30 protein-coding genes are annotated in these 26,468 nt (G+C 69.6%); 6 read left to right on the top strand and 24 right to left on the bottom strand.

The annotated features are described in order from the left end of the window. Positions 1-11: 11 nt before the first annotated feature. The 4 genes from D1793_RS15355 to D1793_RS15370 all read right to left on the bottom strand — a co-directional run bounded on the left by D1793_RS15355 (position 12) and on the right by D1793_RS15370 (position 4,097). Positions 12-1,367, bottom strand: coding sequence for an MFS transporter (locus tag D1793_RS15355; RefSeq protein WP_119022922.1), 1,356 nt, complete (start codon positions 1,365-1,367; stop codon positions 12-14). Between the two features lie 87 nt (positions 1,368-1,454). Continuing rightward, a complete protein-coding gene (locus D1793_RS15360; RefSeq protein ID WP_119022923.1) occupies positions 1,455-2,153 on the bottom strand; it encodes an extensin family protein in 699 nt (232 codons plus the stop codon). A gap of 3 nt (positions 2,154-2,156) precedes the next feature. Continuing rightward, on the bottom strand, positions 2,157-2,357 hold the full coding sequence (locus D1793_RS15365) for a hypothetical protein (RefSeq protein WP_240407690.1): 201 nt from the start codon (positions 2,355-2,357) through the stop codon (positions 2,157-2,159). A gap of 105 nt (positions 2,358-2,462) precedes the next feature. Beyond that, entirely contained in the window at positions 2,463-4,097 is a 1,635-nt protein-coding gene (locus D1793_RS15370) for a BCCT family transporter (protein ID WP_119022924.1), read from the bottom strand. A 195-nt stretch (positions 4,098-4,292) separates the two neighbouring features. On the opposite strand from D1793_RS15370, the gene D1793_RS15375 reads away from it, so the two are divergent. The 4 genes from D1793_RS15375 to D1793_RS15390 all read left to right on the top strand — a co-directional run bounded on the left by D1793_RS15375 (position 4,293) and on the right by D1793_RS15390 (position 6,853). Then, positions 4,293-5,288: an LLM class flavin-dependent oxidoreductase gene (locus D1793_RS15375; RefSeq protein WP_119022925.1), complete on the top strand. Its 996-nt coding sequence runs from the start codon at positions 4,293-4,295 to the stop codon at positions 5,286-5,288. After that, a complete protein-coding gene (locus D1793_RS15380) occupies positions 5,285-5,995 on the top strand; it encodes an AzlC family ABC transporter permease (RefSeq protein ID WP_119022926.1) in 711 nt (236 codons plus the stop codon). Before D1793_RS15375 ends, D1793_RS15380 begins: the two co-directional genes overlap by 4 nt. Further along, positions 5,995-6,309 carry an AzlD domain-containing protein gene (locus D1793_RS15385; RefSeq protein ID WP_119023717.1) on the top strand — a complete coding sequence of 105 codons (315 nt, stop codon included), beginning with the start codon at positions 5,995-5,997 and terminating at the stop codon, positions 6,307-6,309. The genes D1793_RS15380 and D1793_RS15385 overlap by 1 nt, the downstream gene beginning before the upstream one ends. 100 nt (positions 6,310-6,409) lie before the next feature. Next, entirely contained in the window at positions 6,410-6,853 is a 444-nt protein-coding gene (locus D1793_RS15390; protein WP_119022927.1) for a hypothetical protein, read from the top strand. A 9-nt stretch (positions 6,854-6,862) separates the two neighbouring features. On the opposite strand, the gene aroQ is transcribed toward D1793_RS15390, so the two are convergent. Then, positions 6,863-7,306, bottom strand: coding sequence for a type II 3-dehydroquinate dehydratase (aroQ, locus tag D1793_RS15395; protein ID WP_119022928.1), 444 nt, complete (start codon positions 7,304-7,306; stop codon positions 6,863-6,865). Between the two features lie 408 nt (positions 7,307-7,714). On the opposite strand from aroQ, the gene D1793_RS15400 reads away from it, so the two are divergent. Further along, on the top strand, positions 7,715-8,521 hold the full coding sequence (locus D1793_RS15400; protein ID WP_119022929.1) for an SDR family oxidoreductase: 807 nt from the start codon (positions 7,715-7,717) through the stop codon (positions 8,519-8,521). 25 nt (positions 8,522-8,546) lie between these two features. Here D1793_RS15400 and D1793_RS15405 read toward each other — a convergent pair whose 3' ends face one another. The 17 genes from D1793_RS15405 to D1793_RS15485 all read right to left on the bottom strand — a co-directional run bounded on the left by D1793_RS15405 (position 8,547) and on the right by D1793_RS15485 (position 24,011). Next, entirely contained in the window at positions 8,547-9,956 is a 1,410-nt protein-coding gene (locus D1793_RS15405) for an extracellular solute-binding protein (RefSeq protein WP_240407691.1), read from the bottom strand. Positions 9,957-10,241: 285 nt separating this feature from the next. After that, on the bottom strand, positions 10,242-11,066 hold the full coding sequence (locus D1793_RS15410; RefSeq protein ID WP_119022930.1) for a sulfurtransferase: 825 nt from the start codon (positions 11,064-11,066) through the stop codon (positions 10,242-10,244). Then, a complete protein-coding gene (locus D1793_RS15415; RefSeq protein ID WP_119022931.1) occupies positions 11,063-13,279 on the bottom strand; it encodes an ATP-dependent helicase in 2,217 nt (738 codons plus the stop codon). Before D1793_RS15415 ends, D1793_RS15410 begins: the two co-directional genes overlap by 4 nt. Further along, a complete protein-coding gene (locus D1793_RS15420; protein ID WP_119022932.1) occupies positions 13,276-13,833 on the bottom strand; it encodes a DUF1285 domain-containing protein in 558 nt (185 codons plus the stop codon). Before D1793_RS15420 ends, D1793_RS15415 begins: the two co-directional genes overlap by 4 nt. Before the next feature lie 23 nt (positions 13,834-13,856). Then, the gene (locus D1793_RS15425; protein ID WP_119022933.1) at positions 13,857-14,705 is read right to left on the bottom strand and encodes a TatD family hydrolase; all 849 of its coding nucleotides are present in this window, start codon (positions 14,703-14,705) and stop codon (positions 13,857-13,859) included. Positions 14,706-14,717: 12 nt separating this feature from the next. After that, the gene (locus D1793_RS15430; protein WP_119022934.1) at positions 14,718-15,053 is read right to left on the bottom strand and encodes a PilZ domain-containing protein; all 336 of its coding nucleotides are present in this window, start codon (positions 15,051-15,053) and stop codon (positions 14,718-14,720) included. 14 nt (positions 15,054-15,067) lie between these two features. Beyond that, positions 15,068-16,066 carry a DNA polymerase III subunit delta' gene (locus tag D1793_RS15435; protein WP_119022935.1) on the bottom strand — a complete coding sequence of 333 codons (999 nt, stop codon included), beginning with the start codon at positions 16,064-16,066 and terminating at the stop codon, positions 15,068-15,070. After that, positions 16,057-16,698 carry a dTMP kinase gene (gene tmk / locus D1793_RS15440; protein WP_119022936.1) on the bottom strand — a complete coding sequence of 214 codons (642 nt, stop codon included), beginning with the start codon at positions 16,696-16,698 and terminating at the stop codon, positions 16,057-16,059. The genes D1793_RS15435 and tmk overlap by 10 nt, the downstream gene beginning before the upstream one ends. Before the next feature lie 10 nt (positions 16,699-16,708). Beyond that, positions 16,709-17,716 carry an endolytic transglycosylase MltG gene (mltG, locus tag D1793_RS15445; RefSeq protein WP_119022937.1) on the bottom strand — a complete coding sequence of 336 codons (1,008 nt, stop codon included), beginning with the start codon at positions 17,714-17,716 and terminating at the stop codon, positions 16,709-16,711. 21 nt (positions 17,717-17,737) lie between these two features. Then, positions 17,738-18,553, bottom strand: coding sequence for an aminodeoxychorismate lyase (gene pabC, locus D1793_RS15450; RefSeq protein WP_119022938.1), 816 nt, complete (start codon positions 18,551-18,553; stop codon positions 17,738-17,740). A 19-nt stretch (positions 18,554-18,572) separates the two neighbouring features. Then, positions 18,573-19,811, bottom strand: coding sequence for a beta-ketoacyl-ACP synthase II (fabF, locus tag D1793_RS15455; RefSeq protein WP_119022939.1), 1,239 nt, complete (start codon positions 19,809-19,811; stop codon positions 18,573-18,575). A 197-nt stretch (positions 19,812-20,008) separates the two neighbouring features. Continuing rightward, on the bottom strand, positions 20,009-20,242 hold the full coding sequence (gene acpP / locus D1793_RS15460; RefSeq protein ID WP_008956801.1) for an acyl carrier protein: 234 nt from the start codon (positions 20,240-20,242) through the stop codon (positions 20,009-20,011). A 131-nt stretch (positions 20,243-20,373) separates the two neighbouring features. Then, positions 20,374-21,117 (bottom strand): 3-oxoacyl-ACP reductase FabG, encoded by a 744-nt coding sequence (fabG, locus tag D1793_RS15465; protein ID WP_119022940.1) that lies wholly within the window; start codon positions 21,115-21,117, stop codon positions 20,374-20,376. A 30-nt stretch (positions 21,118-21,147) separates the two neighbouring features. Then, entirely contained in the window at positions 21,148-22,116 is a 969-nt protein-coding gene (gene fabD / locus D1793_RS15470; RefSeq protein WP_119023718.1) for an ACP S-malonyltransferase, read from the bottom strand. Between the two features lie 5 nt (positions 22,117-22,121). Next, complete coding sequence (plsX, locus tag D1793_RS15475; protein ID WP_119022941.1) at positions 22,122-23,237, bottom strand: phosphate acyltransferase PlsX; 1,116 nt, start codon at positions 23,235-23,237, stop codon at positions 22,122-22,124. Positions 23,238-23,280: 43 nt separating this feature from the next. Then, positions 23,281-23,451 carry a 50S ribosomal protein L32 gene (gene rpmF, locus D1793_RS15480; protein ID WP_023005526.1) on the bottom strand — a complete coding sequence of 57 codons (171 nt, stop codon included), beginning with the start codon at positions 23,449-23,451 and terminating at the stop codon, positions 23,281-23,283. A gap of 32 nt (positions 23,452-23,483) precedes the next feature. Continuing rightward, positions 23,484-24,011, bottom strand: a complete 528-nt coding sequence (locus tag D1793_RS15485; RefSeq protein ID WP_119022942.1) for a YceD family protein — start codon at positions 24,009-24,011, stop codon at positions 23,484-23,486. 102 nt (positions 24,012-24,113) lie between these two features. On the opposite strand from D1793_RS15485, the gene D1793_RS15490 reads away from it, so the two are divergent. Further along, positions 24,114-24,695 carry a nucleoside triphosphate pyrophosphatase gene (locus D1793_RS15490; protein WP_119022943.1) on the top strand — a complete coding sequence of 194 codons (582 nt, stop codon included), beginning with the start codon at positions 24,114-24,116 and terminating at the stop codon, positions 24,693-24,695. Here the strand turns inward: D1793_RS15490 and sppA are convergent. Continuing rightward, positions 24,687-25,793, bottom strand: coding sequence for a signal peptide peptidase SppA (gene sppA / locus D1793_RS15495; RefSeq protein WP_119022944.1), 1,107 nt, complete (start codon positions 25,791-25,793; stop codon positions 24,687-24,689). The two genes, D1793_RS15490 and sppA, sit on opposite strands and share 9 nt — an antisense overlap. A gap of 3 nt (positions 25,794-25,796) precedes the next feature. Beyond that, positions 25,797-26,450: an HAD-IA family hydrolase gene (locus tag D1793_RS15500; RefSeq protein ID WP_119022945.1), complete on the bottom strand. Its 654-nt coding sequence runs from the start codon at positions 26,448-26,450 to the stop codon at positions 25,797-25,799. Positions 26,451-26,468 lie beyond the last annotated feature (18 nt).

Consider the following 26,468-nt stretch of genomic DNA (forward strand, 5'->3'; position numbering starts at 1 on the left):
ACTCGCGCCCCTCAGCGGCCATTGCGCGCCTCCCACTCCGCCGCCGCCCGCTGGCCGCGGGCCTGGTCGACGCCCAGGCAGATCAGGATGGCGACGATGAAGAGCGCGGCGCAGAGCAGGATCGAGGCCTGCAGTCCCACCACCGTCTGCAGCAGGCCGAGGGCCACGATGCCGAAGACCCCGGCCAGCTTGTTGGCCAAGCCCCAGAAGCCGAAGAACTCGGCGGCCTTGCGGGTGGGCGAGAAGAGCCCCACCAGGGCGCGGCTGGCCGACTGGCTGGAACCCAGCGAGAGCCCCGCCAGGCAGCCGACGAAGAGAAACAGGTGCTGGGCCTCCCAGTCGAGGGCGAAGCGCGCGTTGAGGAAGGCGGTGACCTCCGGGGTCGCCCAGATGGCCAGGATCGCCGCCACCCAGAGCCCCAGGGTGAAGAGGTAGGTGACCTTGGTGCCGATGCGGTCCTGGATGAAGCCGAAGCCCAGGGCGCCTGCCGCCGCGGTGATCTGCACGATGATGAACATCAGGTTGCGGATCGATTCGTCCCAGCCGATCACCTGGGCGCCGTAGATGAAGGCGAAGGCGATGATGATGTAGACCCCGGCCATGGAGAAGAGCAGTGAGACCAGGAAGATGCCGAGGTCCCGGAAGCGCCGGAGCTCGTGCAGGGTGGTGGAGACCCGCTCCCAGGCGATCTCCCGGTAGGGCTTGCCCGGCGGCTGGGGGGTGCCGCGCTCCTTCACCCACAGGAAGGTGGGAATGGCGGTGACCAGGAAGAAGGCCGCCGCGAAGGGCCCCACCCAGCGGATGCGCTCGAAGTTCTCCGCGGTGGCCTCGCCCAGCGCCACCAGGGTGAAGCCCGCGGCGAAGAGCCCGCCCACGTAGCCCAGCGCCCAGCCGAAGCCGGAGATCTTGCCGAGATCCTCCGACGGCCCCAGGTCGGGCAGGAAGGCGGCGATGAAGGACTCCCCCATGGAGTAGGCGTAGTTGGAGACCACGATCAGCAGCAGCCCCAGCACCACGTAGCCCGGCGCCACGAAGTAGAGCATGGCGGTGGTGGCCACGGTGGCCAGGTAGCTTGCGAACAGGAAGCGCTTCTTGGAGGCCTGGTAGTCCATCACCGCCCCGCACAGGGGGCCGGTGACCACCACCAGCAGGTAGCTCACCGCCAGCGCCAGGCTCCACAGGAAGTTGGCCAGCCGGTAGCCATCGCCGCGGTCGCCGACGATCACCGTGGTGAAGAGCTCGCCGAATACCACGGTGATGATCAGCAGGGTGTAGGCCTGGTTGGCGAAGTCGAACATCGCCCAGCCGAGGATCTCCTTGGGCGAGGCGCGGGTCCGCGGCGGTGTGACGCTGGTCAGGGGTGACATGGGGCTGTCCTTGCGGGTCGAGACGGCAAGCCTAGCAGCATGGGCCAGAAGCGCACCATCTCGAGCCGCCGAGGTGCATGGCGCCGCTCAGCGGCAGAGCCGGAAGCCGCGCATGCCGAAGTGGAAGTGGTCGGCGTGGGCCTGGTTGTAATCCGGCCCCAGCACATTGCCGAAGAGGTCGCAGGCGCCGTCCCGGGCCTCGCGCAGGAACTCGCCTCGCTCACCCTCGTCGTGCCAGTGGTCGATCAGGCGGATCTCGCGCCCGTCGGCCAGCCGGAAGGCGGCCACGTCCAGCGCCTCGGCGGTGGCGTGCTCGCTGGGCCGCCCCTCCTCCCGGCCGTAGACGTTGCGGCAGGCGAAGCTGCCCAGGTGCTCCACTCTCGCCACGCGGCTGCCCAGCACCGATTCCGCGGCGGGCTGCAGGCGCTGGCGCTCGAAGAGCGTCCAGGCAAGCGCCAGCGGGCAGCTCGCCACGAAGCTTGCATTGAAGTCGACGCCGCTGGCCTCCAGGCGCACCACGTTGGCCAACGGGCAGCCCGCCACGGGCTCATGGTCCTCGAGAGGCGTGAACGAAAGCTCGCCCTCCGGCGCCGTGGCCAGGGCCGCCAGGCACCCCTCGCGGTCGTCGGCCAGGCGACGCAGCTTCCACTGCGTCACCGGGGTGAGGGGGTCATCGATGTGGAGCGGCTCGGCGGGGTGCCAGTGGCGCGGGATCAGCGCCTCGAACTGCCACCAGGCCAGCGCCAGGGCGCCGGCCAGCAGGATCAGAAGCAGCAGGCCCCGCATGTCCTACCGGGTCACCAGGGTCAGGAGCAGGGCCGTGGCGCCCACCACCAGCGCCACCACCACGGCGATATCCACCAGGCGGTCGAGCCAGCGATCGAGCCAGCGACCGAGCCCAGTCCCGCCGGGCAGGCGCTGGCCACGCCGTGGCTGGCGTCGTCGGGTGGCCCCGCGGCGGGGGGCGCGGGCAGTGGGCAGAAGCGACATGGTCGAAGTCCGTTTTCACCATTTCCCTGAGCTTACGGCCTGCGCCGCCGCCAGGCCAGTGGCGGCGACGCCAAGGACGCCGCCACTGCCCGCCCCCACGCGTCGCTACATCCCCTCGCGGCGGTTGATGCGGCGGTTGACCACGTTGGGCGCGCGGCGCAGGCGCTCCTCCTCGCCCAGCAGCTCCGCCTCGAAGGCGTCGGCGCCCACCGGGGTCTCGCCGTGGCGGCGATAGAGCTGGGTAAGCATCGCGCGGCGGTCGGCGCGCAGCTCGCGCACCAGCACCACCACCATACCGTAGAGGATGAAGGTGAAGGGCAGTGCCGCGAGCACCGAGGCCGACTGCAGCCCGGTGAGGCCGCCGGCGGCGATCAGCGTCAGGCAGATCGCAGCGATCAGCACGCCCCAGATCACCCGCTTGTAGAGCGGCGGGTTGATGGAGCCGTTGTCGGTCATCTGGGCCACGATGTAGGAAGCGGAATCCGCCGAGGTCACCAGGAAGATGAAGATCAGCATCATCGCCACCACCGAGAGCAGGCCGCTGAAGGGCATCAGGGCGAACATCTCGAACAGCGCCACGGTGATGTTGGCCTGGGTGGCCGCGGCCAGCCCCACGTCGCCATTGAGCTCCATGTTGAGCGCCGCGCCGCCGAACACGCCGATCCACAGGCAGGCCAGCAGCGGCGGCACGATCAGCACGCCGAACACGTACTGCTTGATGGTGCGGCCGCGGGAGACCCGCGCCACGAAGGTGCCCACGAAGGGCGACCAGGCGATGACCCAGGCCCAGTAGAAGATGGTCCAGCTGGCCGCCCAGGTATTGTCCGAGTAGGGGGAGATGCGCAGGCTCATGCCGATGAAGTTCTGCAGGTAGTCGCCGATCCCCAGGGTGATGGTCTCGAGGATGGCCACCGTGGGGCCGGTCACCAGCACGTAGAGCATCAGGCCGATGCAGAGCACCATGTTGAGGTTGGAGAGGCGCTTGATCCCCTTGTCCAGGCCCGACCAGGTGGAGGCCATGTAGGCCAGGAACATCACGAAGAGGATCAGAAACTGCCACAGCACCGACTCCGGCAGGCCGAAGACGGCATTGAGCCCGCCGTTCATCTGCAGCACGCCGAGACCCAGGGAGGTCGCCACCCCCATCACCGTGGCCACCACGGCGAAGATATCCAGGGCCGGGGCGTAGCGGCGCGCCCTGGGATGCTTGGCGGTCACCGAGGAGAGCACCGAGGAGACGAGCCCGGCCTGCCCCTTGCGGAACTGGAAGTAAGCGATGATCAGTCCTACCACCGAGAAGGCCGCCCACTGGTGGATGCCCCAGTTGAAGTAGGCGTACTGGATGGCGTAGCGGGCCGAGTCGGTGGTCTCGGCCGGCACGTCGCCGTAGGGCGGGTCGATGTAGTGGAACATCGGCTCGGCCATGCCGTAGAAGACCAGGCCCACGCCGAAGCCGGCGGCCAGCAGCATGCTGACCCAGGAGAAGAAGCTGTAGCTCGGGGTGCTGTCCTGGGGGCCGAGGCGGATCTTGCCGTACTTGCTGAAGGCCAGGCCCAGCAGGAAGATCACGAAGCCGAATACGGAAAAGAGATAGAACCAGCCGAACAGCTGAGTCACGCCAGCCAGGGCGGCACTGGCGGCGCTGCCGAAGCCCTCGGGGAAGGCCGCCCCGACCGCGACGAGCGCCAGGATGATGAGTGCAGAGACGGTAAAGACCGTCTTTCCTCCATGGTCTGCCATCAGAGAGTCCTTTTGTGAAGGAGTTGTACAATAAATACTCTACCAGCCTGGCCCAGCATTACCATGGCGACGCTCGTGGCCACCACCGCCTCTCGGCCAGGCCAGCGGCGCGGCACACTCGACCAGGAGGATTGCACGGCGGTCCGGCGGCCCCCATGGTAGGCTTCATCAGCAGGCTAACATTCTGGAGGAACCATGCCCCGTCTCGCCGACACGCCTCTCTCCGTACTCGATCTTGCCCCGATCCGCGAGGGTGGCAGCGCGTCGGACAGCTTCCGGGAGAGCGTCGCCCTGGCGCAGCTGACCGAGCGGCTGGGCTACACCCGCTTCTGGCTCGCCGAGCACCACAGCATCGAGGGCATCGCCAGCGCCGCCACCGCCGTGCTGATCGGCCACGTGGCGGGCGCCACCCGGCACATCCGGGTGGGCAGCGGCGGCATCATGCTGCCCAACCACCCGCCCCTGGTGATCGCCGAGCAGTTCGGCACCCTGGAGACCCTCTACCCCGGGCGCATCGACCTGGGCCTGGGTCGCGCCCCGGGCTCCGACGGCGCCACCATGGCCGCCATGCGCCGGGACCCCTATGCCGGCGTCGAGGACTTCCCCCAGCGCCTCGAGGAGCTGCAGGGCTTCCTGGATGACGAGCGGCCCGGCCAGCGGGTGCGTGCGGTGCCCGGCCAGGGCACCAAGGTGCCGATCTGGCTGCTCGGCTCCAGCGGCTACAGCGCCCAGCTGGCCGCTCGCCTGGGGCTGCCCTTCGCCTTCGCCGCCCAGTTCGCCCCGGGCTACCTGTTCGAGGCACTGCGCCTCTACCGCGACAACTTCCGACCCTCCGCGGTGCTAGAGCGGCCCCACGCCATGGTCGGCCTGCCGGTGATCGCCGCCGAGAATGACGCCATGGCCGAGTATCTCGCCACCACCGCCCGTCAGAAGTTTCTGGGCATGATCCGCGGCCAGCGTACCTGCGCGAAGCCGCCGGTGGAGCATCTGGCGATGACGCCCCTGGAGGAGAGCCAGCTGCAGCAGTTCCTGGGAGCGGCCATCGTCGGCGGCCCCGAGACCGTGCGCGATGGGCTGGAGGCCTTCCTCGCGCAGACCGGCGCCGACGAGCTGATGCTCAATACCGATGTGTTCGCCCTGGAGGACCGCCTGAGAAGCTACGAGATCGTCGCCGAGGTGTGGCGATCATGACCGAACCCGCCGCGTCTCGATCGGGGGTCGGCCATCTGGTCGAGGGCTTCCGCCGCATGGCCCCGCTGTCGCTGTTCGTCATCGTCTTCGGGCTCGCCTTCGGGGTCGCGGCCCTGCAACAGGGGCTCTCCGGCCTGGAAACGCTGCTGATGAGCGGCCTGGTGTTCGCCGGCGCGGCCCAGTTCGCCACCCTCGAGCTGTGGGGCGACAGCATCCCGCTGGTGCCGCTGGTGGCCATCACCCTGGCGATCAACGCCCGCCACCTGCTGATGGGTGCTGCCTTCTACCCCCACCTGCGCGAGCTGCCTGCCGGACGGCGCTACACCAGCCTGATCCTGCTCAGCGATGCCAACTGGGCCATGGCCATGAGCGGCGGCTCCCCGGCGGCACGCCTGGGCATCCTGGTGGGCGGCGGGCTGGCGCTGTGGATCACCTGGATGATCGGCACCGGTCTCGGCGTGGCCTTCGGCAGCGGCATCGGCGAGCCCGAGCGCTTCGGGCTCGACGCCATCATGGGCTGCTTCCTGCTGGCCATGCTGGTGGGTGACAAGCGCGACCCCGGGGTGCTGCTGCCCTGGGGTGCCGCGGCCATCGCCGCCCTGGCGGCGATGGCCTGGCTGCCCCCCCACGCCCATGTGATCGTCGGGGCCCTGGCCGGCGGCCTGGTGGGCCTGCTGCTGCCCCCCGCGGCCAAGGAGAGGAGATGATGACCCTGACGGCCGCCAACGGCGGCGTGCTGCTGGCCATCCTGATCATGGCGCTGACCACCTACCTGACCCGCGCCGGCGGGGTCTTCGTGATGGCCCGGGTGCCCATCGGCCCGCGGGTGGAGCGCTTCATCAACGCCATGGCCGGTTCGGTGCTGGTGGCGGTGATCACCCCCATGGCCGTGAACGGCGACGGCGGCGCCCGGATGGCGCTGATCGCCACGGCCGTGGTGATGCTGGCGCTGCGCAAGCCGCTACCGGCGATCACCGCCGGCATCCTCACCGCCGCGCTGTGGCGCCTGGTCGCATCCTGATCCCTCCTCGGAACGAAGCGCCCCGCGCGCTTTCCAAGGGGCAGTCCCCTGCAGGGGCGCCATGTCCTGCGGCGCCGTGCGCCGCCCAACGGAGAGAGTGATGTCCGATTCCCGAGGTCGCGATCAGGACCCGCGCCGAGACTTCCAGCACAACGTCGCCTGGCGCACCGCCCAGGCGTGGCAGCAGCGCGCCCGGCAGCGACGCAGCGGCGGCCTGCTGGACAGCCTGAAGATGCTGCTGGCCTGGCTGCTGTTCGGCGCCATGATGATCGTCGCCATGGTGCTGGGGCTCTTCTTCCTGCTGCTCGGCTGGGCGCTGATGCCGCTGCTGCGCTACCGCCTGAAGAAACGCATGGAGAAGATGCGCGCCGACCAGGCCGAGGACGTCGGCAGCGGCTTCCACTACCGGGAGACCCGCTACCGCGAGACCCGCGGCGCCGACGGCAGCTACCGCGAGCAGCAGGTGCTGGAAGGGGACTATGTGGTGAAGGGCGACGAGGCCAGGGGCGATGACCCGGCCCAGCGCGAGCCCCGCCGCGACTGACGCCCGGCCTCAGCCGGGCTGGCGCATCACCGCCTCCAGGGCGGCGCGATAGCCCTGGCTGCCGAGGCCTGCGATCACCCCGTCGGCGCGCAGCGAGACGTAGGAGTGGTGGCGAAAGCTCTCGCGCTGGTGGACGTTGGAGAGGTGCACCTCGATCACCCTCCCCTCGAAGGCGTTGAGAGCATCGAGGATCGCCACCGAGGTATGGGTGTAGGCCGCCGGGTTGATGATGATGGCGGCGGTGCCATCCAGGCGTGCCGCCTGGATCCAGTCGATCAGCTCTCCCTCGTGGTTGCTCTGCCGGCAGCTGACCTCCCAGCCCTCCAGCGCCGCCCGCTCATAGAGCCCGTTGTTGATGTCCTCGAGGGTCTCGTGGCCGTAGATCTCCGGCTGCCGGGTACCCAGCAGGTTGAGGTTGGGGCCGTGCAGTACCAGTATCTTGCGCTGACTCATTCGTCAGTCTCCCACGCCGTGAAATCCGAGTGTCCAGGAAGGCCGCCAGGGCGCCGCTCCTCGATCGGCTGATTGTGTGTCGCGGCCCCACGGGTTGCAAGGCAGCGAATCGGCATCCTTCCCTCCCCCATCGGGCGGCAAAGGCGGCGCCCTTCGCCGAAACGGCCTCTCCACTCCGAAACATCCAATCTGGTCAGATTGGCCCCTGCCCCCGCTGTGAATTCCTCCCTGCCCTGCCGACAATGCGGATCAGCAAGGCAACGGCGGGACCTCGTGATGCGGGGCATTCATGCCCGGCAGCGCAAGCGTCAACCGCAACGCCCAGCCCGGCCTCCCGATGCAGGGGTCAACAATCGACATGGCATGTCGCCATGCCTTCGCCTTCAACAACTCCAAAGAGGTGACCCGATGGACAAGACTCGCTTGGCAGGAAAGAACTGCCTGATTACCGGCGCCGCACGCGGCATGGGCGCGGCCGTTGCCGAACATTATGCCGCCCAGGGTGCCAACGTCTGCGTGACCGACCTGAACATCGAGGGCTGCGAGGAAGTGGCCCAGCGCATCAACGCAAGGGACGGCGGCAAGGCCATCGCGGTCAAGCTCAACGTCACCGATCGTGGCCAGGTGAAGGCGGCCGTTCAGGCCACCGTCGATGCCTTCGGCAGCCTCAACGTCATGGTCAACAATGCCGGCATCAACAAGCCGCTGATGTTCCTCGACATCACCGAGGAGAACTGGCATCAGATCATGGACGTCAATGCGCTGGGCTGTCTGCTCGGCATGCAGGAAGCCGCCAAGCAGATGATCGCGCAGGGCAAGGAGAACGGCCCCTACAAGATCCTCAATGTGGGCTCCATCCTCTCCCGCCAGGCCTTCGATGACGTGGTGCCCTACTCCTGCAGCAAGCATGCGGTGCTGGCCATGATCAACGGTGGCGCCAAGGCGCTGGTCGACCATAACATCACCGTCAACGGCTATGGCCCCGGCGTGGTGCGCACCGAGCTGTGGGAACAGCTCGACAAGGACCTGGTCAGCATCGGCAAGTTCGACAAGCAGGGCCAGTCCATGGACGAGCTCGCCGAGAAGATGATCCTGATGAAGCGCTACTCCTACCCGGAAGACGTGGTCGGCACGGCCTCTTTCCTGGCCAGCCCCGAATCGGACTACATGACCGGCCAGCTGCTGATGATCGACGGCGGCATGATCCTGCAGTGATGCCACCGGGAAGCACGCCGATGGCTCAGTAGAACCCCCTGTCCCGCATCACTCGATCGGCCCTGTCCTGCGCCAAGGACAGGGCCTTCTTGATGGAGCGCCGCCCGTCCAGCACCTCGAAGATCTCGTGTCCGGCGATGCTGATCAGGTCGGTGATGCCCGGCACGGGAGGCCTCGGCCAGGCCTGCAGGATGTCCTGCCTCGCCATGTCATCCACGATCCCGATCAGCGGCGACAGCGCCGAGACCTCCGGGTCGCGGCTGACGCTGAAGCGCGGCGTCACCAGGCTGCCGTTCAGGATATAGAGCTTGGACATGTTGGCCGAGGTCAGGTGGCGCAGGGCCGTCCAGACGCCCTCGATACGCTCCTCGGAGAGGTTGGCGGGAATGGCCAGGGCATAGCCCCCGATCGGGGTGATGGCGCGGCCATGGTTGCCGATCGGGTGCGGCAGGTAGCCCGTCTTGCCCCAGGCCGGCGACCGGCGATCGAACTCGATGAGCGGCGCCAGCAGCGTGTAGCAGTAGGCCATGCAGGATTCGCCGGAGGCATAGGACTGGGCTCGCTCGTACCACGCCATGTTGAGGATATTGGGAGGCGAATACTTGAGGATATCCAGCATGTACTCGCAGGCCCGGTAGGCGGCATCCGACAGGAACATCGGCCGCAGTTCCTCTCCGGAGGCCTGTTGAAAATCATAGCCCCCCTCGCCGCGGCGAAGATTGATGATCGGCTGGCCGAACTTGGCCATCAGGAAGCTGAAGGTGTGACCCAGCGGCGTGCCGCGCGCGGCATTCCAGGCAATGCCGTAACGCCCCCGGGCAGGGTCATGCAGACGCCTGGCCGCCTTGATCAGCTCTTCGGTCGTCGTCGGCGGCTCGAGCTGAGCCTCCTCGAGGATGTCCTTCCGGTAGCAGAGCAGTTCCGGGGTGGTCTGCAGGGGAATGCCATATTGCTGGCCGGCGTATCGCGTGCTCTGTACGGCGACAGGATGGAAGTCTGAGAGATCGAAGGCATCGCGCCGGATGAAGCGGTCGAGCGGCATCAGGATGCCCTTCGAGGCCAGCTCCCCGAACCAGGGCAGGTCGCAGGCCACCAGGTCGTAGCGGGACTTCGCCCGGCCGGCATTGGTGAGGATCGCCTCCAGCAGGTCATCGATGGACCTGGCGGAGTTGTGAATCTCCAGGCCGAAGATGGATTCCAGCTGCTGCTTGAGATTGTGCATCGCCATGAAGGTGGGATCGGCGTGGATGAGCCCACGCAGTCCGCCCTTCAGTTCAAGCCGCGCCGAGAGCACCGCCGGCGGTGAGATCACGCGATCCGTCGCGGCCGCATCGAGGAAGATCCGGCGCCCGGTCTCCGACTCGGGGTCCACGCCGAACAGGGGGCCCAGCAGGCCCTTGATCCGGTGTGCATAGGCCTCCCACTCCTCGATCATAATCGGCGAGGGGTGCAGGGAGACCGACTTGCCCGATTTCGTCCTGGGCCGTGACAGGATCAGCCCGCGCTTGATGATGCTCTCTATCCCGCGCTTGGCCCGGATATTGCACCGGGCCGGCCAGACGCTCTCAGGTTTCAGGCCCGGAGAGTGTGATCCCTACTCTTGCGCTCCCCCCGCGGGAGCGCAATTCGTTGTGCCCCCGAAGGGAGCTCATGACCTCAGGGACTGATCGCTGCTTCCACCAGTAGCCTCGAGCCTCATCGAGGCTTGTGGGTACGGATGCTACTCGCCGGTGGCCAAGGGCCGCGACGGGTCGCGGATCCATTCGCTCCAGGAGCCGGGGTAGAGCCGCGGCAGCGGGCGGCCGGCCACGGCGTAGGCCAGGATGTTATGGCAGGCGGTGACGCCGGAGCCGCAGTAGGCGATCACCGCCTCGGCCTCCGGCAGCTCCCGGGCGAGCTCGGCGGCGGGCTTGAAGCGACCGAAGGGGGTCAGGTTGTCGGCGCTGGGTCGACACACCGCCCCGGGGATGTGACCCGCCACCGGATCGATGGGCTCGACCTCGCCGCGGAAGCGCTCGCGGCTACGCGCATCCACCAGCAGCGCCTCGCCCGACTGAAGCCCGGTGGCGTCCACCCACCGGTCGTCACGGAACTCCGGCAACCAGTGACTGGCAGGCGGCGCGGCCCGGTCGCCTTCCGAGAGCTCCTCACCGGCCCCCAGCCAGGCCTTGATGCCGCCGTCGAAGACCCGAGTCTCCGGATGGCCGGCCCAGCAAGCCAGCATCCACCAGGCCCGCGCCGCGGCCAGCTGCCCCCCCATATCGTCATAGAGCACCACCGGCACCTCGGGGGTGATGCCGAGGCGCTGCAGCGTCGCGGTGAAGGCCTCGCGGGTCGGCAGCGGGTGACGACCGCCCTGCCCCGGCGGGCCCGCCAGATCGCGGTCCAGGTCGAGGTGGTAGCTGCCGGGCAGGTGGGCCTCCCACCACAGGGTGTGGCCGGCATCGGGGTCGCCCAGGCGGGCGCGGCAGTCCAGCAGCCTCGGCGGCAGGCGACTGTCGAGGGCCTCGGCCAGTTCGGAAGCGGTGATCAAGGGGGGGCTCATGGGCGGTCTCCTTCCAGCAGTTCGATGGGCGCCCGGCGCGCGATCAGGCGCCGGCGGCCGGCATGGCGGAAGCGCACCTCGATCACCGGGTTGTCCGGGTCGCCCTCCACCAGGTCGATCTCGCCCTCACCAAAGACAGCATGGCGCAGGCGCTGCCCCACGTCGAAGGCGCGATAGTCGACGGCACCCTCGGCCACCCCCGACGAGGCCGCCGAGGCAAGCGGCAGCGAGGTGCCGAGCCTCGCCAGATAGCGCTCGACCAGCGCTGGCCGCGACACCGCCAGGGGCGCCTCGGCCCTGGCGGCCGACGCTGGCGGCTCCTCGTCAAGCCGCTCGGCCACCCGCTGGCACTCCTCCAAGGCGCTCTCGGCCAGGAAGCGGCTCGGCCGGTGGTCGCCGCCGTCGTGGAGCAGCAGCAGCCGCTCCCGGGCCCGGGTGATGGCCACGTAGAAGAGCCGGCGCTCCTCCTCCAGGCGCTGGGCGGTCAAGGGGTTGTCGCGGCTGTAGTGGGGAAAGTCCTGCTCGTTGGCCCCGGCCAGCGCCACCAGCGGCCACTCCAGCCCCTTGGCGCCGTGCACCGTGGTGATCAGCACGCCCTGTGCATCGCTCTGCACCGGCCGCTGCAGCAGTTCGATGAAGGCCGCCGGGTCGTTGCCGAGCTCGGCGGCCTGCTCCAGCAGCACGTCGAGCAGGCGCACGTCCTCCTCGCCCTTGTCGCGCCGGGCCGCGGCGCGCTTGAGCACCTTCTCGGCCTCCACCGCCTCCACCACGTGCTCGAGCAGGCGCGCGGGCGGCCAGGCCGAGCGCTTGGGCAGCTCACAGAGCAGCGCCCAACGCTTCTTGAGGGTGCGCTGCTGGTGAGGCTTGAGGCCGGCCAGCAGCGGGTCGTGGCGCTCCGGCCAGCGCTGGGTGTCGGCCAGCACGGCGGCGAGGCGCTCCAGTCGCTCCCGGGCCACGAAGGGGGTCGGCTGACTCAGCAGCAGCGCCAGGTGGGCGGGATCTGCCAGCAGGGCCGGTTCCCGCGCCAGGCGCAGGTAGCCGGCCAGGGCCTGGACCAGCGGCAGGCGGAAGACGAAGCGATCCTGGCGCGAGAGCCGGAAGGGTATCCCCTCGCGGAGCAGCGCCAGCTGCAGCGGCACCGAGAGCGACCAGCTGCGCACCAGCACGCAGGCCTCGTTGAGCCGACGGCCATCCCCCTGCCAGGTCGTCAGGGTCTCGAGCAGGGCGCGGCTGCCCTGAGCCTGGGCCAGGCGGGTCTTCGGGTTGCCCGGTGCGGCCAGGCAGAGCTGGTCGGGGCGGCGCCGATTGGCCTCGATGGCGTGGTTGGCGGCCAGGGCCAGGGCGTGGCCATGGCGAAAGGTGGTGGAGAGCGGGTAGTCTAGCGCGGCACCGAAGGTGGCGGTGAAGCGCTCCAGCATGGTGTCCGGATGGGCGCCGCGCCACTCGTAGATGCACTGGTTGGCGTCGCCCACCGCCATCACCTCGGCGCGATCACCGGCCAGCACCGCCAGCAGGCGCTGCTGGGCGACGTTGATGTCCTGGTACTCATCGATGATCACGTGGTCGAGAAAGCCCTGCACGCGACTGCGCAGCCGGTCGTCGGCCTCCAGGGCGCGCAGCGGGCGGTAGAGCAGGTCCGCATAGCCCATCAGGCCATGGTCGTCGAGCAGCGCCTCGGCGTGGTCGAAGGCCGCCACGAAGTGCTCGGTGGCCTCGCCGAAATCGAGCCGCGCGTAGAGCTCCGCCGGCGGCAGCATCTCGGCCTTCACCAGGGCGCAGAAGTGGGCCAGGGCCTCGAGGCGTTCGGCGTCCAGGGCCGCCTCCCCCGCCTCGGGGCTGTCGACCAGGGCGCGCTGGGTGGCCTGGCGCAGCAGCCGCTCGGCCTGCCAGTCGGCGGTGAGCAGCGTGCGCGGCGAGAGCGCCCCCCAGCGGGTCAGGCTGGCGGTGAGGCGGTGGCCCAGGGAGTGGAAGGTGCGCACGTCGGGCAGCGGCTGCCCGGCAGGTGCCATGGCGGCCAGGCGCGCCTGAAAATCCTCGCGGGCCGAGCGGTTGAACATCAGCACCAGGATCCGTTCCGGCGCCACGCCCCGGGCCAGCAGCTGCAGCACCCGGGCCACCATGGTGGTGGTCTTGCCCGAGCCGGCCACCGCCGCCACCCGTGCGTGACCGCCACCGTGCTCGACGACGGCACGCTGTTCGGGGGTCAGCCTCACGCCGTGTCGCCGCTGTCCAGGCGCCCCAGGGGCTGCCAAACGCCGGCGCTGACCAGGCCCAGCTCCTCGCCGCCGCCTTGCAGCGGGCGGTGCTCGGCGGCCTCCACCAGCCGGTAGTAGACGTTGCGCCCGAGGCGCGCGGCGAGGCCGAAGCGTACCGGCACCTCGGGCACCGTCTCGCCGGCAGGCGTCTCGCTCAGCGACAGGCGATGGTCCTCGCCCAGCGCCAGACGGTCGCCGACGTTGGTGGTGAGCCACCAGGTACCCTGTGCATCCGGGTCGGCGTCCACCACCACGAAGGGACGATCCTCCACCCGGATGAACTGCTTCTCGGCCGGGGTCACCAGAGCATGGCGGCCGTCATCCTCGCGGCGCAGGATCGTCGAGAGCAGCCGCACCAGTCGCGGACGTGCGATCGGGGCTCCCTCGTGGAGCCAGCGTCCGTCGGCGACGATCACCAGGTCCATCTCGCCGACATGCTCGGGATGCCAGCGATCCACCGGCGGGATCTCGCCCTCAGGATCGAGTTGAGCCAGCAGCGGGTCGAGGTTCATGGCGGCTCCAGCCTTGCAGTGAATCAGCCCAGCAGGCCCGCGCCGCGCAGCGTCTCGCGCAGCTCGGCGGGCGCCTCGGGGGCCGCGGCCCGGAACAGGCGGTAGAAGTTGGCGGTGGTCTGCATGGCGACCTCCTCCACGCTGATGCCGCGCTCGGCGGCAATGCACTCGGCGACCTCCACCACCCAGGCCGGCTCGTTGGGCTTGCCGCGATAGGGCACCGGCGCCAGGTAGGGGCTGTCGGTCTCGATCAGCAGCCGGTCCAGCGGCACCTTGCGCGCCACCTCGCGCAGCGCCTCGGCATTGCGGAAGGTGACGATGCCGGAGAGCGAGATGCAGAAGCCGTGGCGCACCGCTTCCCGGGCCATGTCGAGATCCTCGGTGAAGCAGTGCAGCACGCCGCCGATGGCCGGGTCGGTGTGCTCGCGGATCATCGCCAGGGTCTCCTCGCGGGCCTCCCGGGTGTGGATGATCACCGGCAGCTCGAGTTCGGTCGCGGCGATCAGCTGGCGGCGGAAGCGCTCGCGCTGCACCTCGCGGGAGGGCACCTTGTCCGGCGCCTTCTCCAGGTAATGGTAGTCCAGGCCACACTCGCCGATGGCCACGGCGCCGAAGCGCTCGGCGGCCTCCTTGATCGCCTCGAGGCTCGGCTCCTCGGCGACGCTGTGCAGCGGGTGAACCCCGGCGGAGATCACCACGTCGTCATGGGCCCGGGCGATGGCGGCGATGCCGGGTAGCTCCTCCAGGGTCACGCCGATGGCCAGGAACTGCTTCACCCCGCGGGCGCGGGCGGCGTCCAGGGTGGCGGCGAGGTCGCCGCCATGAGTCGCGGGGTCGAGGCGATCGAGATGGCAGTGGGAATCGACAAACATGGGGGTCCTTGATTACAGCGTGTAGGTGGGCGCGCCCTTGTCCAGATGGCCGGCCAGCAGGTTCTCGATGCGGTCGCGCACCGACTGGTCACCGGCACTGAAGTGGATGCCGACGCCGGGCATGCGGCGCCCGCTGACCCCTTCCGGGGAGACCCACACCACCTGGCCGGTGACCGGAACCCGATCGCTCTCGCCGGGCAGGGTGAGCAGCAGATAGATCTCCTGCCCCAGCTCGTAGCGCTCCCGGGTGGGCACGAAGATGCCCCCCCGCTCGAGCATCGGCATGTAGGCCGAGAGCAGGGTCTGGACATCCTGGATATTCAGCGACAGGGCCTTCTGGGCAGCCATGGGCCTCTCCTCGTTCACGAGCGCAGCAGCGCGGACCAGCGCACCAGCCAGGCTTCGAGCACCAGCTGGGGGTTGGGATTACCGCCCGCGGCCAGCAGGCGACGCTGTTCCCGGGCGTAGTCGAGCAGGCGGAACCAGTCGCGCAGTCGCGCGTTCTTCACCGCCTGGCGGTAGAGCGGCAGCAGATCGGGATTGCGCAGCTCGCCGGATTGCCCCGAGAGCCCCAGCCGGATCAGGTCCTCCAGCCAGGCGATACCGTACCACAGGATCGCCTCCGCCGACTGACGCTCCAGCCGGGCGGCCTCGGCCACCGGCTCGGCGCCGCGAACCAGCGCCTCGAAGGTCTCGACCAGCTGCTGGCGCAGCGCCCGGGAGGCCGGTTCGGCCTGGGCCAGGGCGGCCAGGGGCAGCCCGCCGGCGAGCCCCAGCCAGAAGCGGGCCTCCTGCTCGTCGCCGAGTCGGTCGGCCAGCCAGGGCAGGCAGGCCGCCTCCCCGGGCACCGCCAGGCTCCAGTGCTGACAGCGTGAGCGGATGGTGGGCAGCAGGCGCGAGGGAATGTCGGCGAGCAGCACGAAGAGGGTGCGCTCCCCAGGCTCCTCCAGGCTCTTGAGCAGGGCGTTGGCGGCAGCCAGATTCATGGCCTCGGCCGGGGCGATGAGGATCACACGGTAGCCGCCCTGCTGTGGGGTCTGGGCCACGAAGGCGTTGACCTCGCGGATGACATCGATGCGGATCTGGCGCTTGCCCTCCTCCGGCTCCACGCGCAGCAGGTCGGGGTGATAGCCCGAGGCCAGCATGCGGCAGCCATGGCAACTGCCGCAGGCGCTCTCACCGGGGGCGGCGCACAGGGTGCGCGCGACCAGGGCGTCGGCCAGGGAACGCTTGCCTACCCCGCGCGGCCCCGAGATCAGCAGCGCATGGGGCAGCCGGCCCGACTCGGCCAGGCGCGTCAGCTCGGCGAAGCGCGGCGCCAGCCAGGGCAGCGGTTGGCCGACCGAGGACGCTACCGCCATGCCGACACCCGCTGGGCCAGGAGCGCATCGATCTGCTCCCCGACCGCCGCCAGGGGGCGCGAGGCGTCCACCACAGCGATACGCTCGGGGGCGGCGGTGGCGCGGGCCAGGTAGGCCTGGCGCACCGCCGAGAAGAACTCGCCGCGTTCGCGCTCGAAGCGATCCGGCGTCTCGCCGCGCAGGGCCACGCGCGCGCGGGCCGCCTCGATGGGCATGTCCAGCAGCAGGGTCAGGTCGGGGGCGAGGCCCCGCTGCACGAAGCGCTCCAGCTCGGCGATGCGCGCGGGGTCGATGCCCCGCCCGCCGCCCTGGTAGGCGAAGGTGGCATCGGTGAAACGGTCGCAGACCACCCAGGCGCCGCGCTCGAGCGCGGGGCGAATCACCCGCGCCAGGTGCTGGGCGCGGGCGGCGAAGACCAGCAGCAGCTCGGCATCGACGTCCAGCGGCTCCTCGACGTCGGGGTCGAGAAGCAAGCGGCGGATCGCCTCGGCCCGCGGGGTACCGCCGGGTTCACGAGTCTGCACCACCTCGAGCCCTCGGGCCTCGAGCCAGGCGACCACCCGGGCCAGGTTGGTGGACTTGCCGACCCCCTCGCCCCCCTCCAGGGTGATGAAGCGTCCGCGCACGGCCATCTGGGTCTCCTTACTGGCGATTGCGGATATACCGGTTCACCGCGTTGTTGTGCTCGCGCAGGGTGCGCGAGAAGTGGTGCGTACCGTCGCCCCGGGAGACGAAGTAGAGGGTGTCGCCGGGCAGCGGATCCACCGCAGCCTCCAACGACGCCCGGCCCGGCATGGCGATGGGCGTCGGCGGCATGCCGTCGATCACGTAGGTGTTGTAGGGAGTCGCCTCGCGCAGGTCGGCGCGGGTGATGCGGCCCTCGTAGCGCTCGCCCATGCCGTAGATCACGGTGGGGTCGGTCTGCAGGCGCATCCCGGTCTGCATGCGCCGCTTGAAGACGCCGGCGATCTCGCGGCGCTCCTCGGGCGCACCGGTCTCACGCTCGATCAGCGAGGCCATGATCAGCGCCTCGTAGGGCGACTCGATGGTGAGGTCGTCGGCGCGCCCCTCCCACACCTCCTCGAGGATCGCCTCCATGCGGGTGAGCGCCTGGCGCAGGATCTCCACGTCGCTCACCCCCTTGTGGTAGCGGTAGGTGTCGGGGAAGAACCAGCCCTCGGGATAGACGCCCTCGCGGTCCAGCAGCGCCATCACCTCTTCGTCGGAGAGGCCGGCGGTGCGGTTCTCCAGCTTGGGAGCGTTGTCCAGCAGCTGGCGCATCTGACGGAAGGTCCAGCCCTCGGGGATGGTCAGCGGGTAGGTGACCACCCGGTCGCTGCCGAGCAGCGCCACCAGCTCGCGCCCGCTCATGCCCGGCTCCAGCATGTACTCGCCGGCGCGCAGGCGCGGCACGCTGTCGGGCTCCAGGCGGGTCAGCAGGCGGAAGGCCCAGTCGTCCTCGATCATTCCGCGCTGGGCCAGGTCGGCCACCACCCGGTTGTAGCCGGCGCCGCGGGGCACCTCGTAGAGGGTTGGCTCGCTCACCGCGATGGGCGCCTCGAGCCGGGATTCCCAGTAGCGGTAACCACCGAACAGGGCGCCAGCGGCCAGGATGGCCAGCACCAGCAGGAACTTCAGCACACGCAGCATCGGCGTCCTCATCATCTCAGGTCAGGTCGGATCGGGCAGTGGATAGCCCAGCAGGCGATGGGCCTCGGCCTGGAAGCCCCGGTGCAGCGGCGCAAGGGACCAGCGCTGCCGCTCGACGCCATCGGCATCATCGAGGCGCACCACCGGCCAGATCCCCTGCACCGAGTTGCCGAGCCACACCGCTTCGGCCGCGATGAGCGCCTCGGGCCCGGCATCGACCTCGGCGAGGGAAAGGCGCTCCCTCAGGGCCTCGCGCAGGGTGCCTGCCACGCCGCAGCGGTCGAGGCGCGGCGTCTCCAGGCGGCCGTCACGCTGCCAGAAGAGGTTCATGGCGGTCGCCTCCACCAGCCGGCCATCGCTGTCGCAGAGCAGTCCCTCGGCAACTGCTTCGTCTTCCCACTCCGAACGGGCCAGCACATTCTCCAGGCGATTGAGGTGCTTGAGGCCCGCCAGCGCCGGCTGGATGCCCAGCCGCAGGCGGCAGTGTCGCACTCGCACGCCCTCCCGCCAGCGGCTCTCCGCGGGAGCGAAGGTCGCCAGCTGCCAGCGCAGGCGAGGCTCGGGGGACGCGGGCGGGCGGTAGCCGCGGCCACCGCTGCCGCGAGTCAGGACCAGCTTGAGTACCACGAGCCCCGGCCCCGCCTCGGCCAGAGGGGCGGCCAACTCACGCTCGGCGGGCATCGGAATGCCCAGGGCATGGCAGCCGCGCACCAGCCTCGCCAGGTGTTCATCCCACAGCAGCGGACGGCCATCGCGCAGCAGCACGGTCTCGAACAGGCCGTCGCCGTAGGCGGCCCCGCGGTCGTCCAGCGGCCAGCCACCCTGCCCGTCACGCATCGGCTTGCCTACCCCCGGGTCAGACCCGGGAGAAGATCAGGGTGCCGTTGGTGCCGCCGAAGCCGAAGGAGTTCGACAGCGCCACGTCGATCTTCATCTCGCGAGCGGTGTGCGGCACGTAGTCGAGGTTGCAGCCCTCCTGGGGGTTGTCCAGGTTGATGGTGGGCGGCGCCACCTGGTCGCGGATGGCCAGGATCGAGAAGATCGCCTCCACGGCGCCGGCGGCCCCCAGCAGGTGGCCGATCATCGACTTGGTGGAGCTCACCGCCACGGACTTCGCCGCCGCGCCCATCACCTTTTCCACGGCGCGGCTCTCGGCCAGGTCGCCGGCCGGGGTGGAGGTGCCATGGGCATTGATGTAGTGGATGGCCGAGGCATCGATGCCGGCATCCCTGACGGCATTGGCCATGGAGAGCGCCGCGCCGCTGCCGTCCTCGGGCGGCGCGGTCATGTGATAGGCGTCGTCGCTCATGCCGAAGCCGGTCAGCTCGGCGTAGATGGTCGCACCGCGCGCCCTGGCGTGCTCGTACTCCTCCAGCACCAGCACCCCGGCGCCATCGGAGAGCACGAAGCCGTCGCGGTCACGATCCCAGGGGCGACTGGCCGCCTCGGGCGCCTCATTGCGGGTCGACAGCGCTCGCGCCGCGGAGAAACCGCCCAGGCCCAGCGGCGTGGTGGCCATCTCGGCCCCGCCGCAGATCATCACGTCGGCGTCACCGTAGGCGATGGTGCGGGCGCTATAGCCGATGTTGTGGGTGCCGGTGGTGCAGGCGGTGGTGATAGCGATGTTGGGGCCGCGGAAGCCGTGCTGGATGGCCAGGTTGCCGGAGATCATGTTGATGATCGAGCCGGGCACGAAGAAGGGCGAGATGCGCCGCGGGCCGCTCTTGAGCATGGCGCTGTGGTTGTGCTCGATCATCGGCAGGCCGCCGATGCCGGAGCCGATAGCCACGCCGATGCGCGCGGCGTTCTCCTCGGTGCACTCGATCCCGGAATCCTGAATCGCCTGGGCCCCTGCCGCCACCCCGTACTGGATAAAGAGGTCCATCTTGCGGGCCTCCTTGGGATTCAGGTAGGGACTGATGTCGAAGTCCTTCACCGAGCCGCCGAAGCGGGTATTGAAGCCGCTGGCATCGAAGTGCTCAATGGGGGCGATACCGCTCTTGCCGGCCTTGATGTTGGACCAGCTCTCCTCGACGCTATTCCCCACCGGCGTGACCAGCCCCAGACCGGTCACCACTACCCTTCTACGTGCCATCAGTGTTCCTCCAGACATCCAGTATGACAGGGCTCCCCCGCGAGGAGCCGTCCTTTGCGCGCATTATACCGAGTCTCCCCGCCCTGCGCTGCCCTGACAAGCCTCGTATCACCCTGCCACGAAAAAGCCGCCTTGCGAGGCGGCTTTTCTCCGGGGAAAAGGTTCCCCGCGTCAGGCGGCATCGACCGCCACCAGGTTTACTGGTGGGCGTTGACGTAGTCGATGGCTTCCTGGACGGTGGTGATCTTCTCGGCTTCTTCGTCCGGGATCTCGGTATCGAACTCTTCCTCGAGCGCCATGACCAGCTCGACGGTATCCAGGGAGTCGGCGCCCAGGTCCTCGGTGAAGGAGGAGCTGTTCTGGATGTCCTCTTCCTTGACGTTCAGGCGCTCGGCCACAACCTTCTTCACGCGCTCTTCGATGGTGCTCATTATGACGTACTCCAGTCGTTCAAATTGGCCGTCCAGATGACCAGCCGTTGGGGTTCCAGATCCGCAGACGGAAGCTGCGGGGTAGTTTATAGACGCCCCGGGGCCGGCGCAACCGCCGCCCCTGAAGGGTCTCAACGCATGTTCATCCCGCCGTTGACGTGCAGCGTCTCGCCGGTGATGTAGCTCGCCGTGTCGCCGGTGAGGAAGCCCACCGCCGCGGCAATTTCCTCGGGCTGACCCAGCCTCGCCAGGGGAATCTGGCCCAGCAGCATCTTGTGCTGCTCCTCGGGCAGCGCCTCGGTCATGTCGGTGGCGATGAAGCCCGGGGCCACCGCATTGACGGTGATGGCGCGGGAGGCGACCTCGCGGGCCAGGGCCCGAGTGAACCCCTCCATGCCCGCCTTGGCGGCGGCATAGTTGGTCTGCCCCAGATTGCCCATGGTGGCCACCACCGAACTGATGTTGACGATGCGACCGAAGCGCGCCCGCGTCATGCCGCGCAGGCAGGCCTTGCTGACGCGATAGATTGAGGTGAGGTTGGTATCGACGACGTCGCTCCACTCCTCTTCCTTCATGCGCATCAGCAGGTTGTCGCGGGTGATCCCGGCATTGTTGACCAGGATGGTCGGCGCACCGAACTCCTCGGTGACCGCCTTGACCAGGGACTCGACGCTGGCCGCGTCGGTGACGTCGAGCCGGCGCCCGGCGCCCTGGATCCCCTGGGCCTTGAGATCGGCGTCGATCTTCTCGGCGCCGGCATCGCTGGTCGCGGTGCCGATCACGATGCGCCCCTGACGGCCCAGCTCATGGGCAATGGCCCGGCCGATGCCGCGGCTGGCGCCGGTGATCAGAGCAACTCTCGTTTCGGTTGTCATGGTGTTTTCGCCTTCGTCCTGAGGAATGGTTCAGCCGTTGGTCGAGCCGCCGTTGGCGACGCTGCGGGCCAGCTCCAGGGCCGCCTCGAGGCTGTCCGGGTCGTTGACGGCCAGCCCCTTGCTGCCCCGGGCGATGCGCTTGCCGAGGCCGGTGAGGACCTTGCCGGGCCCGCACTCGATGAACACCTCAGCGCCGCCCTCGACCATGGCCTCGACGCAGGAGGTCCAGCGCACCGGGCGATAGAGCTGCTCGATCAGCCGGGTACGCAGGGTCTCGGTATCGGCGTGGGCCTGGGCATCGACGTTCTGGAAGACGGTATAGCGCGGGGCACGCAGCTCGATGGCGGCCATCGCCTCGGCCAGGCGCTCGGCGGCGGGCTCCATCAGCGCACAGTGGGAGGGCACCGAGACAGGCAGCGCCATGGCACGCTTGGCACCGGCCGCCTGGCAGGCGGCGATGGCGCGCTCCACGGCGGCACTGCCGCCGGCGATCACCACCTGACCGGGGGCATTGTAGTTGACCGCGGAGACCACCTCGCCCTGGGCGGCCTCGGCACAGGCCTGCTCCACCACGCCATCCTCGAGACCGAGGATCGCCGCCATGGCGCCCTGACCCACCGGCACCGCCGCCTGCATCGCCTCGCCGCGCAGGCGCACCAGCTTGACGCCCTCGGCGAAGCTCATCACGCCGGCGCACACCATGGCGCTGTACTCGCCGAGGCTGTGACCGGCCATGGCACCGGGGCGCGGCCCCTCCAGCTCCTGCCAGACCCGCCAGATGGCGACGCTGGCGGTGAGCAGGGCCGGCTGGGTACAGGCGGTGGCATTGAGGGCGTCTGCCGGCCCCTCCTGCACCACCTGCCAGAGGTCATAGCCCAGCGCGTCGGAGGCCTCCTCGAAGGAGGTACGCACCACGCTGTAGCGTTCCGCCAGCTCCCGCAGCATGCCGATCTGCTGGGAACCCTGCCCGGGGAACACGAGGGCGAGGGATTGAGTCATCTTGGTCACCTTTGCTCTTGTTGGCTGTCATCACCACCGGAAATCCCCGGCGTGAGGATGTCGGGATCGCTGGCGACTCGACCGGCCCTGCCGATCGACTCGCCAACGCCCCGCCGTGGGGCCAGACCCGCCGCCAGGCAGCGCGGCAGGTCATGCCGCACCTCCTGGACCGCCCGCAGCACCGCATAGTGGAAGCCAGCGGCATCGGCACCGCCGTGGCTCTTCACCACGATGCCGCCAAGGCCCAGCAGGCTGGCGCCATTGTAGCGCACCGGATCCAGCTCGCCCTTGAGGCGGCGCAGCGCCGGCCGCGCCAAGGCCCCGACCAGGCGGCTGCTCCAGTGGGCCTCGAAGGTCGCCTGGACCCGCGCCACCAGCATGCGCGCCAGCCCCTCGCTGGCCTTGAGCACGGCGTTGCCGACGAAGCCGTCGCACACCACCACGTCCACCTGGCCGGCGAAGATGCCGTCGCCTTCCACGTAGCCACGATAGTCGAGTCCGCCGAGGGCACGCAGCCGCGCATCGGCCTCGCGAACGCTGGCCGTGCCCTTGGTGCCCTCGACGCCGACGTTGAGCAGCGCCACCCTGGGGGCCTCGATCCCGTCCACATGACGAGCCATCAGCTCGCCCATCAGGGCGAAATCCACCAGCCGCTCGGCGGAGGCCTCGACGTTGGCCCCCAGATCGAGCAGGTAGCAGCGCCCCTGGCTGCGGGTCGGAATGGCCGTGCTGATCGCCGGACGCGGGATGCCGGCCACGGTGCCCAGCGCCTGGCGCCCCAGCGCCACCAGGGCACCGGTGTTGCCGGCGCTGACCCCCGCCGCGGCGTCGCCGGCCGCTACCGCGGCCAGCATCCTGGCCATGCTGCTGGCCTGGCCATGGCGCAGGGCGTCGGCGGGGCGCTGGCCGGGGGCGATTACCTCGGCGGCATCCACGACCTCCAGACGCGAACCAGCCGCGACGAGACGCCGCGGCAGGCAGGAGATCTCTCCCTCCAGCTGTCGACGCGGGCCGAACAGCAGGAGCGAGAGACGGGAGTCCTGGAGGGCCGCACTGGCCGCTCCTCGCACGGTGGCGCGGGGACCGAGGTCACCGCCCATCGCATCGATGGCGATTCGCACGGGGAGTCAGCGGCCAGGCGTCACCGAGAGATGCGTCGTCGCCTCAGGCGTCGACGACCTTGCGACCACGGTAGAAGCCGTCCGGAGAGACGTGGTGGCGCAGGTGAGTGGTACCGGTTTCCTTGTCCTGGGACAGGGCCGGAGCGCTCAGGGCGTCGTGGCTACGACGCATGCCGCGCTTGGAACGGGTCTTGCGGTTCTGTTGAACTGCCATGGGATGTCACTCCAGAGTAAAACGATGATGAATCAGGATTTGCCCTTGAGGTGCCTGAGCACATCGAAGGGGCTCGCTGCGGGCTCCCGGGATGCCACGGCATCCTCCCCGCTGGTCAGCTGGTCGCGAGAGACCTCACAGTCGGCCTCATCGTGGTAAACCACCTGAGGCAGGCTGAGGATCAGTTCGTCCTCGACCACCGTCAGCAGGTTCAGCTGTTCGTCTTCCACCAGCACCGGCTCATGAGTGCTCGGCAACTCGGCGGCCAGGTCGTCGCTGGTGACCATCCCCAGCAGGAACTCGCTCTCCACATGCTGCGCCAGGGGCGACAGGCAGCGCCGGCACGGCAGCTGCAGGTCGGCCTCCAGGCGGCCATGGATCACTCGGCGTCCCTGGGCGTCGATGCCGAAATCGAGGGTGACGCGAATATCGCCGGTCTGGGCACCGACCTCTTCGGCCAGACGTGCAAAATCGGCGAGGGCCATCAGGCCCTCGAGTCGCTCGGCGCGGGCTGCAAGCTTGTAGGGCTCGACCCTGCTGGGAAGTCGTGTGGTCAACATAGGCGCGCAATGATAGGCACTCCCCCCTCCCCTGTCAAAGCCGCCGTTGACCGTTCGGCTCATGCTACCCTCGATCATCCATCCGCCACCGGAAAAGCCCCCATGCCACGACTCGTCCTCGCCTCAGGTTCTCGCTGGCGCCGCCAGCTCCTGGATCGCCTGGAAATCCCCTACGCCTGGCAGAGCCCCGACATCGACGAGACCCCTTACCCGGGGGAGGCGCCCGCCACCCTGGTGCACCGACTGGCGCTGGGCAAGGCTCAGGCCCTGGCCGAGGCGTGGCCCGACCACCTGATCATCGGCTCCGACCAGGTGGCCCTGTTCGACGGCGAGATCCTCGGCAAGCCTGCCGATGCAGCCGCCGCGAGACGCCAGCTGGCGCGTTTCTCCGGACAGCGGGTGCGCTTCCTGACCGGCCTGGCCCTGCTGGACACGCGCCGTGGGCGCCACCGGGTGACCCACGAGACCTATGACGTGGTGTTTCGCCGGCTCGGCGAGGGCGAGATCGCCCGCTACGTGGAGAAGGAGCTGCCGCTGGAGTGCGCCGGCAGCTTTCGCATGGAGGGGCTGGGGATCGCCCTGTTCGAGAAGCTCGAGGGCGACGACCCCAACACCCTGATCGGCCTGCCGCTGATCCGCCTCTGCGCCATGCTGCGGGAGGCAGGCCTCGACCCGCTAGGGTAGCTGATAGCGCAGCGGCGAATCGGCGCGGGGCACGCCCAGCAGCTCCATGGCGACGCGGCCGAACTGGCGGGAGAAGCGCTCGAAGGGATCCAGGCGCGGGGTGTAGTCCCGCACCCTGGGCTCGACCAGCCGCTCCCGGGCCAGGCCGCCCAGGCTGCCGATGCCGTCCACCAGGCCGAGCGCCACGGCCTGCTCGCCGTTCCACACCAAGCCGCTGAACAGTCGCTCGTCCTCGCTCAGGCGATCGCCCCGCCCTTCGCGCACGGCCTCGACGAACTGGCGGTGGGTGGTGGCCAGCACCGATTGCCAGAAGTCACGCTGCTCGGGCGCCAGCTCCGAGAAGGGGTCGAGGAAGGCCTTGTTGTCACCGGCGGCGAAGACGCGACGCTCCACGCCCAGGCGCTCGATCGCCTCCTCGAAGCCGAAGCTGGCCGAGATCACCCCGATGGACCCCACCAGGCTGGCCGGAGCCACCAGGATCTCGTCGGCCGCCGCGGCTATATAGTAGGCGCCGCTGGCCCCCACATCCTCGATCACCGCAATGATCGGCTTGTCGCCCTCGCCGCGCAGCCGCATGATCTCGTCGAAGATGCGCTGGGACTGCACCGGACTGCCGCCGGGGCTGTCGATCTGCAGCACCACCGCCACACTCTCTTCGGCCTCCCAGGCGCGATTGAGCCCGGTGATGATGCGCTCGGCACTGGCCGGCGACTCCGAATCGATCACGCCGCGCACCTTGACCACGCCCAGGTGCGGCCCGGACGCGGCACTGCTGCCGGGGGGGCCGGCCACCAGGCTGTAGAGGGTCGCCGAGAGCGAGGCCAGGATCAGCGCCGCGAACAGGAAGCGAAAGAAGAGCTTCCAGCGTCGCGCGCGGCGCTGCTCCGTCAGCACCCCGCCGATCCAGCGATCCATCATCTCCAGCTGCTGGAGGCGCTGGCGCTCGCGCAGGGCCTCGGCGCTCTCGGCCTGCGCCGCGACCGGCTCCGCCGGGGTGCGGCGCGCCTCGCGCTCCGCGCGGGCCTGTTCGGGGCTGCGCTCCGCCCCCTGGGTCCAGGGGTCCTGCGTGGTACCACGCTTCTGGTCGTCGTCACTCATGCCTTACCTTCCCTGCAGCCAGTCGAAGAGCTCGGGCACCGCCTCGGCGGTGAAGGTCGGCCGGCTGGCCGCCAACCGCGCGGGCGCATGCACCCCCCAGGTCACCGCTACCCGGTCCATGCCGATGGCCCGGGCCATCTCCAGGTCATACTCGGTATCCCCCACCATCACCGCCTCCGCCACGTCCACCTCGAGCTGGGCCAGCAGCTCGTCGAGCATCTGCGGGTGCGGCTTGGAGCGGGTCTCATCGGCGGTGCGGCTAGCGTGGAACCAGCGACCGCTGCCGCTCTCGCGAAAGACGCGGTCGAGGCCTCGGCGGCTCTTGCCCGTGGCCACCGCCAGACGCTGCCCGCCACGGCCGTGCAGGTCGGCAAGCCCCGCCTCCACCCCGGAGAAGAAGCGCATGGGCGTGTCGCTGCCCTCGACGAAGTGCCAGGAGTAGCGGCTGCGCAGCAGTTCGGCGCGCTCCGCATCGATGCCGGGGCACAGGGTGGCGATCGCCTCGGGCAGCCCCAGGCCGATGATGTTGCGGATGCTCTGGGGAGAGAGCTCGCCCCAGCCGGCATCCCGCGACGCCGCCTGCATGCAGTCGACGATGCGCGCCGCCGAGTCCATCAGAGTGCCATCCCAGTCGAAGATCACCAGTCGATAGCGCATTGTCCTCTCCGTGTGGTC

The sequence above is a fragment of the Halomonas sp. JS92-SW72 genome (genome assembly GCF_003547075.1).
GTDB classification, from domain to species: domain Bacteria; phylum Pseudomonadota; class Gammaproteobacteria; order Pseudomonadales; family Halomonadaceae; genus Halomonas; species Halomonas alkalicola.